Source organism: Vibrio sonorensis, from assembly GCF_001854765.1.
GTDB lineage: Bacteria > Pseudomonadota > Gammaproteobacteria > Enterobacterales > Vibrionaceae > Vibrio > Vibrio sonorensis.
Genome location: NZ_LJJE01000116.1, coordinates 1 through 1,364, shown reverse-complemented (window position 1 = coordinate 1,364; position 1,364 = coordinate 1). Strand labels below are relative to the sequence as shown.

At 45.1% G+C, this 1,364-nt stretch carries 1 protein-coding gene; it reads right to left on the bottom strand.

Going from position 1 to position 1,364, the window contains the following annotated elements:
- Nucleotides 1-251 precede the first annotated feature (251 nt).
- Nucleotides 252-1,292 (bottom strand): IS110 family RNA-guided transposase, encoded by a 1,041-nt coding sequence (locus BLO31_RS21310; protein ID WP_070971682.1) that lies wholly within the window; start codon nt 1,290-1,292, stop codon nt 252-254.
- Nucleotides 1,293-1,364: the final 72 nt, after the last annotated feature.

Sequence of the window (1,364 nt, the reverse complement as noted above, 5' to 3'; positions counted from 1 at the left end):
TTAAAAAATGTATGCTCTGCTCCGTTTTTGCAAGTAAAAGCTCGCTGTCAGAATACGTTTGCGTCAATGTATCCGGCCTGTTTGTGAACTATCTAGTGTTCTGGCTTGATGGGATCCGCACGTTGTTGTCCTAATAAAGCGCTCAGTCATAAAAGACTGCTTTTTTAGCCAGGCTTCAACATCGTGGGTTTAACGCTTCTGTCATCAGCTTGTGTCTCGCAAAATCTATGGAAAACATAACTAGCTATACGCTATTTCGTAGCCGAAGCTGGATAAGGTTGATACTCCTGCCCTGAGGTCAATACCCTCCAACAAATTCTCATTATCTTGTTAGCTAAGGCAATTAAAACAACATGGTGATGATGTGTCGCCTCCAACTTGGCTATCCACTGCCCGAGTGCGGATTTATCTCGCTTCATGTGTATCTTTAATGCTTGAGCCCCTTGTATCACCTGACGGCGTAGATAAACGTTACCTCTTTTGCTTATACCACCAAGGTTGCTTTTTCCACCCGTGGAGTATTGTCTGGGAACCAAGCCTAGCCATGCAGACATATCTCGACCTCGTTTAAATTGAGTGCCTGAGCCAACTGCAGCGATTAGCCCAGTGGCGACAATTGGGCCAATATCTGGAACGCTGGATATAAGTTGGCATTTCTCTGACGCATTTGAGGCTTGTTGTAGTTGCTCACTCATCTCATCGATTTGAACATCAAGGTGTTGCCAACGCTCTCGTAAGCGGAATACTAAAGCACGGATAAAATCAGGCAGTCCATTTTCCGCATCCTCCAGTATGCTAGGTAAGTTACGTTCAAAAACTTTGCGACCTACAGGAACTGTAATGCCGTACTCAAGTAGTAAAGCCCGCATTTGATTAACTGTTGCTGTGCGCTCAACAATAAAACGCAGCCTTACTCGATGAGTCGCTTGCAAGGCAAGTTGTTCGTGTGTCTTTAGGGAAACACAGCGCATAGTGCCACGACTGCCTGCTTCAGCGATGGCGGCAGCATCATTGAAGTCATTCTTGTTTGACTTTAAGTACGGCTTAACAAACTGAGCGGGAATGATTTTTACTGAGAACCCCGCATCATTAAACAATCTTCCCCAGTATTGAGATCCCGGACAAGCTTCAACCGCTACAATTGTAGGTGGAGTGTTAATCACAAAGGTTTTAAGTTGGCTTCGATTACGCTTCTTCCGCCAGAGAATATGCCCTTGGCGATCCATTGCGACTATGTGAAACCAGTTTTTTCCTAGATCGATACCGTAAATATGCACATTTGAACTAGACATGGTCGGTCTCCTTGTTTGTGCGATCTCCCTTGCTGAGTATAGATATCAGAGGGAGGAGCAGACCATCCCATT